The sequence below is a fragment of the Gluconobacter sp. R75690 genome, from assembly GCF_015244525.1.
GTDB lineage: Bacteria > Pseudomonadota > Alphaproteobacteria > Acetobacterales > Acetobacteraceae > Gluconobacter > Gluconobacter potus.
In genome coordinates this window covers 39,328-54,546 of record NZ_JABCQB010000009.1, presented here as the reverse complement: position 1 = coordinate 54,546, position 15,219 = coordinate 39,328, and the positions used below count along the sequence as shown (strand labels likewise).

Sequence of the window (15,219 nt, the reverse complement as noted above, 5' to 3'; positions counted from 1 at the left end):
CGCGCGTCTGCCGGCTCCTGTGTCTGGTGCGGGCCTGGAACGTCCGCATCAGATGCAGAATGTCACGATTCTGCAAGGATATCGTAACAGCGGAAGGCCATTTGGAGCCGTTTCTGGCGGATTTATGTTACGGTGTCGAGCACAAAGGGCTGTTCAGCCGGGAACCATGTTCCGGTTTCGAATCATATTCCGGCGCGTTTCTTCATCGAGAATGGCGCGGATCTGGCGTGTCAGTTCCGTGGCATCGGTATATTGGCGGCCATAGGTCAGATTGAACGTATGGTCGAAATCATCCGGATTGAGACCGGCATTGTGCTGACTGATGGTTTCGATCTTGTCGAAGGCCTTGGCCAGCCGTGCTTCGGGAGAGGCCGCGTTTTCATATTCGTCCCACAGCGCCAGGAACTCGGCCTGAAGCTCGTCAGGCAGCGGCGCCATGATCGTCAGCAGATCCTCGCGCTCCTGCGCGGACTTGTTGGCCGAGGCGTGCAGCGAGATCGCGGGTACATCACCGTGAATGGCTTCCCCGAGATCATGCAGGATGCAGATTTTCAGCAGCTTCAGAAGGTCGATACCCTCAAGCTGGTCGGCGAAGGTCATGACCAGCAGGCAGAGCGCCCAGGTATGCTCCGCCGTGCTCTCGGTCTGCCCGCCATGGGTGTAGGTCCGCCTCAGGATGTCCTTGAGGCGCGACGCTTCCCGGAGAAAGTCGAGACGCTTTTCAAGATCGCCTTTTGTCATGCTGGGGTCCTGTCTGTGGCGATGCGCATCGCGGCGGTGGCGAAAGCCTTATCCGACCAGCGCATGCAGGACTTCATATCCCACAAAGACCGCAGCGACCAGAACCCCGAGCAATACAAGAAAACCGGGACCCTCCTGAATGGACTTGAAGATTTTCACCATCAACTGCGCCATGAAACCTCTTCCCTGAAAAGAAGTGCAGTCCGGGAGAGCCAGTCAACAGGACCTCTGTTCGCGAACGGTTATAGCATTTCCATGCACCTGTCTGGCGGAATATCCCCGCAAAATCGGATGCTGTCATTGTCCGTTACGTTCCTGTCCTTGAGAATACCATATTTCATCGGGCATCCTCGGCACTGAAACATTGCTGATGGAGCATCTTATGAAAAAGATTCTTGCTCTGGCTCTCGGAGCCGGTCTGACCCTGTCGCTGACCGCCTGTGACGGTCCTTACGATGACCGCCGCGGCGGCGAACATCACCATCATCGCGGCGACCGCGGTGAGGGTCAGGGTGGCATGGGCGGCCAGGGTATGGGTGGTGGCCAGGGTATGGGCGGCATGAATGGCGGCGGCATGGGCGGTGGTCAGGGGGGACAGGGCGGCTGGTAACAGCGCCTACCGGGACGTGCCGGGCAAAGGCACGTCCCCGAACCTGAAGGCACGGAACTGCCGGATTTGACCTTCCGGCCGGCCTGTCGCTGAATGCGGCACGCAAGCGTCTCCCCCGATCCGGAAAATCCGTGCCTCGATGAACACCCAGCCTCACCCTTCCAGCCCGGATTCCCCTCAGGACGGCGGCTGGTTTCCCATTTCCATCCGGCTTTCGGGCGCGCGGGTCCTGCTCGTGGGCGGCGGAGAAATCGCCGTCAACAAGGGACGGCTGCTGCTCGATCACGGAGCGCGGATCGATGTTCTGGCCGAAAAACTGCACCCGGTCGTACAGGGCTGGGTCGAGAACAACAGGGTGCGCCATGTGGGCGAACGCGCGGATGAGGCCGTCTTGCGCCGTCTGCTTCCGGGCTGCCGGCTGGTCTATGCCGCGACCGACAGCCGGGACACCAACCGTCAGGTCGCGGCCCTAGCTGACGAACTGAATATCCCCGTCTGCGCCGTGGACGATCCCGGACCTTCCAGTTTCATCACGCCCGCTCAGGTCCGCCGGGGCATGGTGCGCGTGGCCGTCTCCACCGGGGGCGCGGCGCCCGTTCTGGCGCGTCGCCTGCGCGAGCAGATCGAGACGCTGCTTCCCGAAGGCACAGGCCGTCTGGCGGCCTATATGCAGTCCCGCCGGGCACTCGTCTCGGGGCGCTATCCCAATGTTCAGGACCGCAAACGCATCTGGGAGGATTTTCTGGATGGTCCCGGCGCGGAAGCTGCGCGTTCTGGTGATGAAAGCCGGGCGGATATGCGACTGGAGGCGCTGCTGGACGGGGAGCGCAAGGCGGGAGAAGTCTGGCTGGTCGGGGCCGGCCCTGGTGATCCGGATCTGCTGACCCTCAAGGCGCTGCACCTGATGCAGAATGCGGATTCTGTTCTTTATGACAATCTGGTCTCGCCAGCCCTGCTGGATATGGTGCGCCGGGACTCCGAACTCGTCTTCGTTGGCAAGCAGCGGGACCGCCATGCCCTGCCGCAGGATGAGATCAACCGTGAGATGGTCCGCCGTGCACAGGCTGGCGAGCGTGTCCTGCGTCTCAAGGGTGGAGACCCGTTCATTTTTGGGCGTGGCGGTGAGGAAATCGAAGCTCTGGTCGAAGCCGGGGTCGCGTTCCGGCTGGTGCCGGGTATTTCCGCAGCCAATGGATGCGCGGCCTATTCCGGCATTCCGCTGACGCATCGGGATTGCGCGCAGGCCTGCCTGTTCGTGACCGGACATGCAAAGGCGGATGGCGTTCTGGATCTGCCCTGGGACGACATGGCCGATCGACGCCAGACGGTCGTGATCTATATGGGCATCTCGACCCTGCCGCAGCTTGCCGCCGGACTTCTGGGAAAAGGACTGCCGGCTGACTGGCCGGTGGCGATCGTGGAGCGGGGCACGCAGCCGCGGCAGCGGGTTTTTACCGGAACGCTGTCCACCATCGCGCAGCAGGCGGCCGAAGCGCAGGTGAAATCGCCCGCGCTGGTGATCGTCGGGCAGGTCGTCCGGCACCGGGTCGTTTCGCCCTGAGGTGACGGGGTCTGCATGGCTGGAAGACATACTCTTTCAGCCATGCTTTGAATGCATATCGCTCCGTATGATCCTGCGGGTTGCTCACGGGCTCACCTGCCTGTGAAACTCCTGTTCTTTCAGTCACATCGCGTTTCACAGTCCGGGGCCCCATGAGCACAGTTGCGTCCATTATCGTCTCGATCGCAGAGGAGATGCGCACGGCCTCCGAACGGGGCACGGTCGCCAATTACATTCCCCCGCTCGCACGGGTGGATCTGAACCGGTTCGGCATGGCCGTTGTGGGCATGGACGGAGAGACGCATACGGTCGGGGATGCGGAAGTCCCGTTCTCGGTCCAGAGTGTGTCCAAGGTCTTCAGCCTGAGCATGGCGCTTAATGCGATGGGCGACGAACTGTGGGGACGGGTGCGTCAGGAGCCTTCTGGAAGCGCGTTCAATTCCATCGTTCAGCTTGAAAACGAACACGGCATCCCCCGCAATCCGTTCATCAATGCGGGCGCCATCGTCATCGCTGACATTCTGGTCTCGCGTTATGGCCGCGAGAATGCCCAAACGCGCCTGCTGGAGTTCCTGCGTCCGCTAGTGAGCGATCCGTCCTCGATCGACATCGATACCGATGTCGCCCGGCAGGAGCGTGAGACCGGTTTTCGCAACATGGCGTTGGCCAACTACATGCGGACCTTCGGCAATATCCGCAATGTGGTCGAGGACACGCTGGATTTCTATTTCCATCAGTGCGCACTCACCATGAGCTGTCATCAGCTGGCGCAGGTCGGGACCTGTCTGATGACGGGCGGCCGGAACCCCCTCACGGGCGAGCGCATCATGTCCGAGCGCAATGCCCAGACAATCCTCGCGCTGATGATGATGTGCGGACATTATGACGGCTCCGGCGCCTTTGCCATCCGTGTTGGCCTGCCGGGAAAATCCGGCGTTGGGGGCGGCATCCTCGCCATTGCGCCGGGTGTGGCGTCTATTGCCGTGTGGTCGCCGGGACTGAACGCGCAGGGCAACTCCCTGCTGGGAACGCGTGCGCTGGAACGGCTTGTGCAGCATACGGGCTGGTCGGTTTTCCGCGCGAACCCCTGGGTCGCCAATCCGACCTGACGCTTAGCCCGCCAGCGTGTCGTAAAGCAGCTTGAAGTTCAGCAGCAGGATCAGTCCCGCAACACCCCAGGACAGAATGCGGACGGGGGCGGAAATCACGAACTCGCCCATCTTCCGGCGGTCCGAGACGAACATGACCAGCGGTATGACGGCAAAGGGCAGTTGCAGCGACAGGATGACCTGACTGGCCATCAGCAGATCGCCCACGCCCCGGTTGCCATAGATCAGCGTGACGATTGCGACCGGCACAATCGCCAGCCCGCGCGTCAGAAGCCGTCTGGCCCAGTGCGGGATGCGGAGGTGCAGGAAGCCCTCCATGATGATCTGTCCGGCCAGTGTGCCGGTGATCGTCGAGTTCGTGCCTGCCGCCAGAAGAGCGAGTGCGAACAGCGTGGACGCCATGCCAAGCCCGAGGATCGGGGAGAGCAGCCTGTAGGCATCCTGGATTTCCGCCACGTCCTTATGGCCGGAAGTGTGAAACGCGGCCGCTGCCACGATCAGGATCGCCGCATTGATGAACAGCGCAAGCGTCAGGGCAATCGTGCTGTCCCAGGTCGTCCAGCGGATCGCATCACGGCGGCCAGTCGGCGTGCGTTCATAGGCGCGGGTCTGCACGATCGAGGAATGCAGATACAGGTTATGCGGCATGACCGTGGCGCCAATGATGCCGATGGCGACATAGAGCATCCCCGGCGTCGTCACGATCTTCGGATCGGGGAGGAGCCCGGCCATAATGCTGTGGACGGGCGGGGCTGCTGCGACAAGCTGGATGCCGAAGCACAGCGCGATGATGCCTAAAAGCGCGATCACGAAGGCTTCCAGATACCGGAAGCCCCGGTTCATCAGCAGCAGGACCACCAGTGCGTCCAGAATGGAGAGCAGCGCGCCGCCCAGAAGCGGCAGACCGAACAGAAGCTGAAGCGCCACGGCCGTGCCGATCACTTCCGCCAGATCGCAGGCGATGATGGCCAGTTCGCAGGCCAGCCACAGCACGATGTTCACAGCCGGCGAGAAATGATCCCGGCAGGCCTGCGCCAGATCCCGTCCGGTCGCGATTCCGAGGCGGGCGGAAAGCGCCTGAAGCAGGATCGCCATCAGGTTCGACAGCATGATGACGCAGAGCAGCGTATAGCCGTAGCGCGACCCGCCCTGCAGGTCCGTGGCCCAGTTGCCCGGATCCATATAGCCGACCGAAACCATGAACCCCGGCCCAACAAAGGCCATGAAGCGCCTGAACCAGGACGCATCCGCTCCCGGAACCCGGATGCTGGAAAAGGCATCGGGCAGGCTCGGGCGGATTTCAGGGGATGGTGTGTGGGGCGAGGGGGTGTCTGACATCAGGCGTGTATTCAATCCTATCGGGAATGAATATTCAACATGCTATATTGATGAGCCTCATGAAAAACCGGGATATCGGGAAAACGTGATGGATCCTACTGGCACATATGTCGGGAATGTTTTATTCCGCCGTGAATAATGTTTTCTGCATGGAGGCACAGGACGGCGCATGGAACGGAAAAGACGTCTCAGGGATCTCGCGCCCAAGGAGACGCTGCCTGACGTCGAAACCCATTCCGAAGGGTTCCGAGCCAATCGCGAGGCACGGCGCAATGTGCTGGTCGAGGACTATGTTGAGCTGATCTCGGATTTGCTGTCCGAAGGGCAGGAGGCCCGGCAGGTCGATATCGCAGGGCGTCTGGGTGTGTCACAGCCGACGGTGGCGAAGATGCTCGCCCGCCTTGCGACGGAAGGCTACGTCACGCAGAAGCCCTATCGGGGTGTTTTCCTCACGGCCGCCGGGCAGGACATGGCGGACAGGGCGCGACACCGGCACCGGATCGTAGAAGCGTTCCTGCTGGCGCTGGGCGTGAGCGAGGAAAATGCCCGCGTCGATGCCGAAGGCGTGGAGCATTACGTTGGGAGCGAAACCCTGAGCCTGTTCGAAAAAGCGATCGAGGGCGGACTGAAGCAGTTCATGCAGGCGTTGCCCGACGCCTGAGAACTGGAGTCAGTCAGGTGCAGATTTCGAGCTTCACGTCGTCCTGCGTCAGGGCCTTGGCGATGGACGGCTTGAGATGGGAGTCCGTCAGGACACGGTCGAATTCCGACAGGGACGCCAGACGGTGCAGGCCGCCCTTGCGGAACTTCGTGCTGTCCACCAGCAGGACGCACTGATCCGCGATATCCATCATGGCCCGCTTGACCTTCACCACGTCCTGATCGTTCTGGAAAGCGGTTCCGTTGTGGATGATGGATGTTGAGAGGAACATCATGTTCGCCCGCAGCGACTGCGCCGCCTGTTCACAGACCAGACCGAAGAAGGCATTGCGCGGCGGGTTATAGTCGCCGCCAAGGCAGATCAGCTTCAGGTTGGGATAGGGCGAGAGCGCCTGGATCACGCCGACAGCGTTCGTAATGATCGTCAGCGGCGCCAGGGCCGGGAGCAGGGGCAGCATCGCCGCAACGGTTGTGGAGTCATCCAGAACCAGAACCTGTTCAGGCTGGATCAGCGAGATGGCCCGCTGGATGATGGCGTCCTTGAGATCCGTAGCGCGCGAGCGGCGGAAATTGACGGTTTTCTGTGTTGTAACCTTGTTGCGCAGAACGATGCTGCCATGCAGCTTGTCGATCAGACCCTGCTGGACCAGCGCATGCGCATCGCGGTGGATCGTCATGCGGCTGACATCGAAACGCTCGGCCAGACCTTCGATCGTAGCACTACCGGTTTCGAGAAGAACGTCGAGGATCTGTTTCTGGCGGGCCGAATTATCCCGTCGTTTTGAACTCTGCGGCAAGGCGGTGGGGATCACGGAGCCCGGACCATCAGTCATGTCTCAAATCGATTCCTGAGCGTGAAAGCAAACAGATGAATGTAAAATCACATTCACCATATCAGGCCGGAACAGGTCTGTAACGCCTCATGAACACAATCCGGCCCCAAAAGGTGATCATCCGGCCTCACTCGCAATGCCCAGCACCTGCGCCGTGTCTTGGCGGAGCGTTGCGCAGGTGGCTGCATCCTGTGTCAGATCCACGTCATAGGCAGGGAAAACCTGACGCAGACGTGGCAGCCAGTCGCCCTCGACAAGGCGCTCCGGGAAACAGCCCTGTACGACCTGAAGTGCCACGGACGCCGCAATGGAGGCGCCGGGAGAGGCACCCAGCACCGCGACAAGGGAGCGGTCAGCGGTTTTGACGAGTTCGGTGCCGAAGCGGAGTTTCCCATGCAGGCCACTGTCCGGCCGGATGATCTGCACCCGCTGCCCGGCCACGACCTTGCTCCAGTCCTCGGGCCGCGCGGTCGGATAAAATTCCAGAAGGGCCCGGAAACGCGCCTCGTTCGTCTGGATGACCTGCTTCACGAGATAGTCCAGCAGGCCGAGATTGTCTTTTCCGGCCGTCAGGGCAGGGATGATGTTTTTTAGTGTGAGGGAGCGGAAATAATCCGTCCACGACCCGCTCTTGAGAAATTTCGTGGAAAAACCGGCATAGGGCCCGAACAGCAGGCAGGATTTCCCGTCAATCACACGGGTATCGAGATGCGGGACCGACATGGGCGGGGAACCGACGGGGGCCTTGCCATAGACCTTGGCGTGGTGCTGGCGGGTGATGGCCGGGTCGGTGCAGCGCAGCCAAAGCCCGCTGACTGGAAAGCCCGCGTAATGCGTCGCTTCGGGGATGCCGGATTTCTGAAGCAGCGGCAGGGCATTGCCGCCCGCGCCGATGAAGACGAAGTGCGTCAGAACCGTCGTGGCGTGGCCGCTTTCGGTGTCCGTTGCCGTAACGCGCCAGCGGCCGTCCTCGGTCCGGGTCAGATCCGTGACGCGATGGTTGTAGTGGATGGAGACGTTACGGTCTGTCTTGAGCGATGCGGTCAGGGCATGGGTCAGAGCGCCGAAATTGACGTCCGTGCCTTCCCTGATGCGCGTGGCTGCGACGGGCTGCGTCGTGTCGCGCCCCGCCATGGCCAGCGGGGCCCATTGTGCGATGACGGCCGGATCATCGGTATATTCCATGTCGGCAAAGCAGTGATGGGCGACCATGGCCTCATAGCGGGCCTTGAGGAACGCCACATTTTCCGCACCCCACACCAGACTGATATGCGGACAGGGCTGAACGAACGCGGCCGGATCGGCAATGCGGCCTTCACGGACCCAGTGAGCCCAAAGCTGCCGGGAGAGGTCGAATTCCGTATTGACGGCCAGCGCCTTGGAGATATCGACGCTGCCATCCGCGCGCTGGGGCGTGTAGTTCAGTTCGCAGTTGCCTGCATGTCCGGTCCCGGCATTGTTCCAGGCATAAGAGCTTTCCTGCCCGCAGTCGGAAAGGGTTTCGAACATCACCATCGAGAGCGATGGATCCAGCTCCCGCAGCAGGGCGGCGAGCGTGGAACTCATGATCCCGGCGCCGATCAGGACGATATCGGGGCAGACGTTGGAGAGTGACGACATGGTGCTGAAATCCGGCAGGGACTGGAAAGAAAGGCGGCTGAAAGATCCCCGAAAGCTCAGCCTGTGTAAACAGGACCGGGCGGAAGGAGCTTGCCGGGGTTGAGGATATGGTGCGGATCCATCGTGTTCTTCAGGGCGCGCATCACGCTGAGGCTTCCAGGCCCGTGCTCGGTTTCCAGAAACTCCAGCTTGCCCATGCCCACGCCATGTTCCCCGCTACATGATCCGTTCAGGGATAGGGCGCGGGCCACGATTTTCCGGTCCAGATCAAGGGCAAGTTGATGCCCTTCGGGAGTATCGTCCGTGATGATGAGCGTATGGAAATTGCCGTCCCCCACATGGCCCAGAAGCGGTGCGCGCAGGCCGGAGGCCTCGATATCGCTGTGCACGCCCTCGATCAGTTCGCCCAGACGGGAAATCGGGACGATGCAGTCCGTGGAAATGACGCGCGCGCCCGGAACGATGGCCTTGGCCGCCCAGTAGGCATCATGCCGCGCCTTCCAAAGGCGGGTGCGCTCCTCGGGGCTTTCGGCCCAGGCGAAACCAAGCCCGTTATTGCCAGACGCAATGGCTTCCGTCGTCTCGACCTGCTCCCGTACTGACGCCGGCGAGCCTGTGAACTCGAAAAACAGCGTGGTCAGGGGCAGGTATTCGCTCAGGCCGGAATACTGGATGGAAGCCGCCATCTGCACGCTGTCCATCAGTTCTACGCGGGTGATGGGGATGCCGCACTGGATGATTTCCATGGCGGTCTGCACGGCGTCATGCAGGTTCTCGAACTGGCAGATCGCGGCCGAAACACTGTCCGGACGTCCGTGCAGGCGGAGCTGGACTTCCGTGATGATCCCAAGGGTGCCTTCCGAGCCGACGAACAAGGATGTCAGGTCATAGCCGGTGGAGGATTTACGCACGCGGCCGCCTGTGCGGATGATTTCGCCGGTTGCAAGAACGACGGTCAGGCCCAGCACATTCTCCTTCATCGTGCCGTAGCGCACGGCGGCCGTGCCTGAGGCACGGGTGGCGCACATACCGCCGATCGTGGCTTCCCCACCCGGATCGACCGGGAAGAACAGGCCCGTATCGCGGATTTCGACGTTCAGGGTCTGACGCGTGATGCCGGCCTGGACCCGGCAGTCCAGATCCTCGGCGTTCAGTTCCACAATGGCGGTCATGCGGGACAGATCGAGGCTGATGGCCTGTTCGGGCGGCACGACATGGCCTTCGACCGAGGTTCCGGCGCCGAACGCCACGACCGGAACGCGCCATTCGTGGCAGTGTCGCAGAACAGTTGCGACATCCTGCGTGCTCTCCGCAAACACCACCGCCTCGGGCAGGCGGGAGGCATTCATGGCCTCGCCGTGGCTGTGTTCTTCGCGAACGGACGGTGCCGTGCTGATCCGCTCGCCCATGACGGGCTGAAGCGCCTTGAGAACGGCCTGAAGACGGTCCGGAGCGGAGGCGGAAGAGACGGTCATGAACAGGATCCGGCATGGAGAAAGGATGCCCTTCATAGGCTGGATCGGAGTCCTGGGAAATATCTTCGGATCGTTATGGGGCTATAAAATGGAATAATCTGTCGGGAAACGAATATACGATGCAAGATCAGATATTATGGGTGCTTATCGCAGGAAAATATTGCTCGCCCGGCTGACGAAAATATAGGTGCGGTAATCGTCCTTGTTGTTCACGATGATCCCCTGTTCCAGATCAGCGCCAACCTTCATGGCCGATCCGATCACCAGGATCTTGCGGTTCAGGACCATCTTGCGGAAATCGCCGCCGAAACGGATATCGGCGTTATAGGCCACAGCGGACGTGATCTGCACGGCCACATTGGCCCGGTCCAGGTAGGTGTCTTCCGAATTGAGGAAGACCATCTTGTTGAAGACATTCACGCTTTTCACGGTCATGACAAACGTGCCGGGCACGACGGTCCGGTTTGTGGTCTCACGCAGGGTATCCGCCGGGGTCAGCCGCTTCTCAAGGACCAGGTCACCGGAACAGGCAGTCTGCGCGACCAGCGACGTGAACAGGGCAAGTGAAAGAAGGGTTTTGCGGACGGTCATCTGAATATTGCTGCCGGCTGTGAACATGCCGGGTCGAGCCTAGGAGAGAATATTCCGGGTGTCGTGCGAAAGATTCATGTCCTGTCGACGAAAAGCAGGGCTCAGGGCGTGAAGACGACTGTCCTGTTGCCGTTGATGATGGTCCGGCGTTCAATGTGATACCGCACCGCGCGCGCCAGAACCCGGCGTTCGATATCGCGCCCTTTGCGGATCAGGTCATCGGGCGTGTCGGCATGGGAAATGCGCTCCACGTCCTGTTCGATGATCGGGCCTTCATCCAGATCGCGCGTGACGTAATGGGCAGTCGCGCCGATCAGCTTCACGCCCCGCGCAAAGGCCTGGTGATAGGGACGCGCGCCCTTGAATCCCGGCAGGAAGGAGTGATGGATGTTGATGCAATGCCCCGACAGGCTGGCGGCCATCTCATTGGACAGAACCTGCATGTAGCGCGCGAGAATAACCAGTTCGGCTCCCGTTGAGGCAAACAGGTCCAGAATTTGCGCTTCCTGCGCCGGCTTCGTGTCTTTCGTGACGGGAAGGTGGTGGAACGGGATGCCGTAGAAATCCAGATCCGCGAACACTTCGCGCGGATGGTTCGACACGATCCCGACCGGCTCGATCGGCAGTTCCCCAATCCGCCAGCGATACAGCAGATCCACCAGGCAGTGATCGAAACGCGACACCATCAGCAGGACCTTCGGCTTCACGCTCCGGTCATGCAGCGCCCAGTCCATGCTGAACGTATCACCCAGAACAGCCAGCGCGTCGCGAAGCTGCTCCATGCTGGTCTGGCCATCCGTGATTTCGAACACGATGCGCATGAAGAAGACCGTGCTGTCCCGGTCATCGAACTGCTGGGCTTCGGTGATGTTGGCGTTCAGTTCCGCAAGCCTGCCGCTGATTGCCGCCACGATGCCCGGGCGGTTGGGGCATGAAAGCGTCAGGACATAGGTGGTCTGCGGAACTGATGGGGCCGTCATGGACTGTCTTTTCTCGTCTTTTTTAAAGCCTGCCGTCCTCAGACGGTGAAGTATTTTGCCCGTGGGTTCAGCATCACGAGCGCGGATGTCGACTGCTCGGGGTGAAGCTGATAGCCGTCTGAAAGCGACACGCCGATGCGTTCGGCATCCAGCATTTTCAGGATCGGTGCCTGATCCTCAAGCCGCGGGCAGGCGGGATAGCCGAAGGAATAGCGCGAGCCGCGATAGGACTGCGAGAGCAGCTTCTCCATGTCGCGATCGTCTTCGCCGGCAAAGCCCAGCTCGGCGCGGATGCGCTTGTGGGTATATTCCGCCATGGCTTCCGCCATCTCGACCGACAGGCCATGCAGGTACAGATAGTCCTGGTAGCGGTTTTCCTCGAACCATACCCGCGCCAGATCAGACGCCTTCTGTCCGACGGTCACGACCTGCAGTCCGACCACATCGCGGGTATCATCGCTGATGTCGCGGACGAAATCGGCGATGCACTCGCCGTCATCCTTGGGCTGGCGTGGCATGGTGAAACGTGCGGCTTCCGTCTTGCCGTCTTCCTCGAACAGCACGAGATCGTTCCCGTCGCCCGCAGCCTTCCAGTACCCATAGATCGCCTGCGGCCGGATGATGTCCTGTTCCGCACTCAGCGCCAGCATGCGCTTCAGCACAGGACGGAGCTCAGTCTTGGCGTATTCCATGAATTCGTCGAGCGAGCGGCCCTGTTTCCGGAAGCCCCACTGGAACTGGTACAACGAGCGCTCATTGAGGAACGGCAGAACCGCATTCGGCGTCGCTTCGAGAACACGTCCGCCCCAGAAAGGCGGTGTAATGACCGGCTCGGAGCCTGAAATCCGCTCACGCCGGGCCTTGGCGGCTTCGCGATCCACCACGCCGAAGCCGCGTGTTTCCGCGATTTCCGGTGCGCGCGCCGTTTTGCGGCTCGCCTGGCTGGCGCGGCGCGTCTGGATCGCGCCCAGATAGGAATCGAGTTCCTTGTTGGCGATCTTGTCCATCAGGCCCAGACCGTCGAACGCGTCGCGCGCATAGGCCACGCGCCCCGGCTCACCAGCGCCATAGGAGCGGGCACATTCTTCCTCGACGTAATTGCGCGTCAGGGCCGCACCACCGAGAATAACCGGAACGTCAAAGCCCTGACGGTGCATTTCCTCAAGGTTTTCGCGCATGATGACCGTGGACTTCACCAGAAGCCCGGACATGCCGAGCGCATCGGCCTTGTGTTCCTTCACCGCCGCGATCATGTCCGCGAGCGGCACTTTGATGCCCAGATTGATGACCTGATAGCCGTTATTGGTCAGGATGATGTCTACGAGGTTCTTGCCGATATCGTGCACGTCGCCCTTGACGGTGGCGAGCACCATCGTGCCGCGATGCTGGCCTTCCACGCGTTCCATGTGCGGCTCTAGCCAGGCCACGGCGGTCTTCATCGTCTCGGCGGACTGCAGCACGAACGGAAGCTGCATCTTGCCCGAACCGAACAGCTCGCCCACGACCTTCATGCCATCGAGCAGGACATTGTTGATGATGTCGAGCGGCGGCATTTCAGCCATTGCGTCTGCCAGATCCTGCTCGATGCCCTTGCGGTCACCATCCACGATCCGGTCTTTCAGACGCCCGGCCGGTGTTTCCGCACGGCGCTTCTTGACGGCATCGGCAGCTTTACGGCCTGCAAACAGCTCCAGCAGCTTCTGGAGCGGATCGTAGTCTTCGGTGCGGCGGTCGAAGATCAGGTCTTCCGCGACCTTGACCTCTTCGGGGGCAATGAGATGCAGCGGGCGGATCTTGGAGACATGCACGATCGCGCCGGTCATGCCCGCCTTGACCGCATGATCGAGGAACACCGAGTTCAGCACCGCACGCGCGGCCGGGTTCAGACCGAAGGAAATGTTCGACAGGCCAAGGATGATCTGGATATCGGGGAACTTGTCGCGGATCAGCTTGATACCCTCAAGCGTCCACTGTCCGAGCTTGCGGTCGTCTTCCACGCCGGTGGCGATGGTGAAGGTCAGCGGATCGATCATCAGATCGGACTGCGGCAGCCCGTACTGGGTGCAGGCGAACTCGACCAGACGTTCGGCAATGCGCAGCTTGTCCTGCGGCTCCTTCGCCATGCCGACTTCGTCGATCGTCAGCGCAATCATGGCGGCGCCGAACTTGCGGGCCAGCTTCATGCGGTCATGGGCCTGCTGCTCACCATCCTCGAAGTTGATCGAGTTGATGATGGGCTTGCCGCCATGCAGTTTCAGCGCGGCTTCAATGACCGGCGTTTCCGTGGAATCGATCACCAGCGGCGCATTCACCGACGAGGTGAAGCGCGTGACGACCTCGTTCATTTCGCGGACTTCATCACGCCCGACGAAGGCCGTGCAGATATCGAGCGCGTTGGAACCTTCGGCGGCCTGTTCACGCCCGATGGCGACGCAGCCGTCCCAGTCATTGGCTTCCTGAAGCTCACGCCATTTCTTGGAGCCGTTGGCGTTGCAGCGCTCGCCGATGGAGAAATAGCTGTTTTCCTGACGCAGCGGCGTCTGGGTGTAGAGGCTGGAGACCGACGGCATCCAGATTGTGCTGCGCTTGACCGGGGCAGGGCGCAGCTTCGCGCCACCAAGGCGACGCAGCATCCCGTCCAGCGCCTGAATATGCGGCGTGGACGTGCCACAGCAGCCACCGATCAGGTTCAGCCCGTCTTCCTTGACGAAGCGCTCCATCCAGACGGCCATTTCCTCGGGGCTGAGCGGATAGACGGTCTTGCCGTCCACAAGCTCCGGCAGACCGGCATTGGGCTGCATGGAAATGAGGCCGGGCCAGTTTTCTGACAGCCAGCGGACATGCTCGCCCATTTCCTGCGGGCCAGTCGCGCAGTTCAGGCCGAGCGAGGGGACGTCCAGCGCCTGAACGGTTGTGGCGGCAGCGGCGATATCAGGGCCGACCAGCAGCGTGCCAGTGGTCTCGACCGTCACCTGCACGAAGATCGGCGCATCGGAGCCGAGTTCGATCCGGGCAATCTTGGCAGCATTCACAGCCGCCTTGATTTGAAGCGTATCCTGACACGTCTCGATCAGGAACCCGTCCACGCCGCCATCAATCAGGCCGCGGCACTGTTCGACCAGACCGGCTTCCAGATCGTCATAGGCAATGTTGCCCAGCGTCGGCAGCTTCGTGCCCGGACCGATGGAGCCTATGACGTAGCGGTGCCGCCCGTCCGAGAACGTCTCGGCGGCCTCGCGGGCCAGTGTCGCGGCCGTGCGGTTGATTTCGCGCGTGCGGTCCTGAAGTCCGAACTCCGCCAGCGTGACGATGGAGCCGCCGAAGGTGTTGGTCTCCACCATATCCGCACCGGCCTCGAAATAGCCGCGATGGATTTCACGGACGAGTTCGGGGCGCGAGAGGTTCAGGATTTCGGTGCAGTTTTCCTGCCCCCAGTAATCGCGCTCGACTTCCAGATCCAGCATCTGCACCCGCGATCCCATACCGCCATCGCACAGCAGGACCTGATCGGAGAGGGCATCAAGCAGATGGGGACGTGAGGACATGGGCAGAAGGCTCTGTAACTGGGAATGACAGGAGAAGGCTGGCCCCGCGATCGGGGCTGGGCCTCTATACACGGTCAGGGACAGGAGGGTGTAGCAAAACGGTTCCCCTCCGGCAAAGAGGCAACACCATGAAAATGCTGCCCGCTCTGCTTAGGG

13 protein-coding genes are annotated in these 15,219 nt (G+C 61.4%); 5 read left to right on the top strand and 8 right to left on the bottom strand.

Annotated features, from left to right (window positions below):
- Positions 1-153: 153 nt before the first annotated feature.
- Positions 154-741, bottom strand: coding sequence for an HD family hydrolase (locus HKD27_RS11390; protein WP_194689637.1), 588 nt, complete (start codon positions 739-741; stop codon positions 154-156).
- A 15-nt stretch (positions 742-756) separates the two neighbouring features.
- Between HKD27_RS11390 and HKD27_RS11385 the strand changes: the two genes are divergently transcribed.
- The 4 genes from HKD27_RS11385 to HKD27_RS11370 all read left to right on the top strand — a co-directional run bounded on the left by HKD27_RS11385 (position 757) and on the right by HKD27_RS11370 (position 4,021).
- On the top strand, positions 757-1,101 hold the full coding sequence (locus HKD27_RS11385; RefSeq protein ID WP_155723198.1) for a hypothetical protein: 345 nt from the start codon (positions 757-759) through the stop codon (positions 1,099-1,101).
- 22 nt (positions 1,102-1,123) lie between these two features.
- Entirely contained in the window at positions 1,124-1,351 is a 228-nt protein-coding gene (locus HKD27_RS16660) for a hypothetical protein (protein WP_155723197.1), read from the top strand.
- Positions 1,352-1,490: 139 nt separating this feature from the next.
- The gene (cysG, locus tag HKD27_RS11375; protein ID WP_194689638.1) at positions 1,491-2,912 is read left to right on the top strand and encodes a siroheme synthase CysG; all 1,422 of its coding nucleotides are present in this window, start codon (positions 1,491-1,493) and stop codon (positions 2,910-2,912) included.
- 152 nt (positions 2,913-3,064) lie between these two features.
- Positions 3,065-4,021, top strand: coding sequence for a glutaminase (locus tag HKD27_RS11370; RefSeq protein ID WP_011253579.1), 957 nt, complete (start codon positions 3,065-3,067; stop codon positions 4,019-4,021).
- Positions 4,022-4,024: 3 nt separating this feature from the next.
- On the opposite strand, the gene HKD27_RS11365 is transcribed toward HKD27_RS11370, so the two are convergent.
- Complete coding sequence (locus HKD27_RS11365) at positions 4,025-5,359, bottom strand: Nramp family divalent metal transporter (protein ID WP_194689639.1); 1,335 nt, start codon at positions 5,357-5,359, stop codon at positions 4,025-4,027.
- A gap of 169 nt (positions 5,360-5,528) precedes the next feature.
- On the opposite strand from HKD27_RS11365, the gene mntR reads away from it, so the two are divergent.
- Entirely contained in the window at positions 5,529-6,020 is a 492-nt protein-coding gene (mntR, locus tag HKD27_RS11360; RefSeq protein ID WP_194689640.1) for a manganese-binding transcriptional regulator MntR, read from the top strand.
- Between the two features lie 13 nt (positions 6,021-6,033).
- Here the strand turns inward: mntR and HKD27_RS11355 are convergent, their stop codons facing one another.
- The 6 genes from HKD27_RS11355 to metH all read right to left on the bottom strand — a co-directional run bounded on the left by HKD27_RS11355 (position 6,034) and on the right by metH (position 15,063).
- A complete protein-coding gene (locus HKD27_RS11355) occupies positions 6,034-6,852 on the bottom strand; it encodes a DeoR/GlpR family DNA-binding transcription regulator (RefSeq protein WP_194689641.1) in 819 nt (272 codons plus the stop codon).
- A 117-nt stretch (positions 6,853-6,969) separates the two neighbouring features.
- Positions 6,970-8,472 (bottom strand): malate dehydrogenase (quinone), encoded by a 1,503-nt coding sequence (gene mqo, locus HKD27_RS11350; protein WP_194689642.1) that lies wholly within the window; start codon positions 8,470-8,472, stop codon positions 6,970-6,972.
- 56 nt (positions 8,473-8,528) lie between these two features.
- Complete coding sequence (locus HKD27_RS11345) at positions 8,529-9,947, bottom strand: FAD-binding oxidoreductase (protein WP_194689643.1); 1,419 nt, start codon at positions 9,945-9,947, stop codon at positions 8,529-8,531.
- Between the two features lie 144 nt (positions 9,948-10,091).
- A complete protein-coding gene (locus HKD27_RS11340; RefSeq protein ID WP_194265330.1) occupies positions 10,092-10,538 on the bottom strand; it encodes a hypothetical protein in 447 nt (148 codons plus the stop codon).
- 101 nt (positions 10,539-10,639) lie between these two features.
- Complete coding sequence (gene purU / locus HKD27_RS11335; protein ID WP_194689644.1) at positions 10,640-11,518, bottom strand: formyltetrahydrofolate deformylase; 879 nt, start codon at positions 11,516-11,518, stop codon at positions 10,640-10,642.
- Positions 11,519-11,556: 38 nt separating this feature from the next.
- Complete coding sequence (gene metH, locus HKD27_RS11330) at positions 11,557-15,063, bottom strand: methionine synthase (protein ID WP_194689645.1); 3,507 nt, start codon at positions 15,061-15,063, stop codon at positions 11,557-11,559.
- Between the last annotated feature and the right edge of the window lie 156 nt (positions 15,064-15,219).